This is a genomic window from Dietzia sp. SYD-A1 (genome assembly GCF_015356725.1).
Lineage (GTDB): Bacteria > Actinomycetota > Actinomycetes > Mycobacteriales > Mycobacteriaceae > Dietzia.
In genome coordinates this window covers 1-662 of the sequence record NZ_JADDKI010000511.1, presented here as the reverse complement: position 1 = coordinate 662, position 662 = coordinate 1, and the positions used below count along the sequence as shown (strand labels likewise).

At 71.5% G+C, this 662-nt stretch carries 1 protein-coding gene; it reads right to left on the bottom strand.

The window, feature by feature from the left end:
• Positions 1-12: 12 nt before the first annotated feature.
• Positions 13-662 (bottom strand): HNH endonuclease family protein (locus IY392_RS16300; RefSeq protein ID WP_228549531.1); only part of this gene is annotated, 650 nt, incomplete at its 5' end.

The window sequence follows — 662 nt, the reverse complement described above, 5'->3', positions numbered from 1 at the left end:
CCGGGGGCCGGGTCAGGCGCAGCCGGCCAGGACCCGCTCCATGGCCTCGTGTTCGGCGTGGGTCACCCACAGCCCGTAGCGCTCCTTGACCAGGATCTGCCGCGCGATCATGGGGCAACGGAACTCCCGACGCGGGGGCAACCAGGTGGCCGCGTCACCATCGCCCTTGCTCTGGTTGGCGTGACCCGCCACCGCCAGCAGATTGAGCGGATCGTTGGCGAAGTCCCGACGCTGCTCCAGGGTGAGTTGCTGGGCGCCCTTCTGCCACGCGTCCGACAGGGCCACCACGTGATCGATCTGCACTGCCGACGAGGTGTCCTGCCCCCGCACGAACTCGATCCGCTCCCCGGTGTAGGGCCCGTACAGGGCCCCGGTGAGCACCACGCAGTCCCGGGTCCCCGGTCGCACCGTGATGTCCTGCAGATCGCGCCGCAGGATGTCGTTGCGCGTGTCGCACCCGTTGCGGCCGAACTCCACGGAGACGTCGTCCGACCACGCCTGGCCGAACAGGGCACGGTCGTACCCGGTCTTGGGGGCGCGGCCCTTGATCTCCAGTTGGGGCAGGGCCAACCGGGCGGATGCGACCAGTGGATCCCCCGACGGGGCGGCCTCGGGTGGCGGCGGTTCGCTCGGGACGGACCCCGGCACCCCCGGTCCGGGGT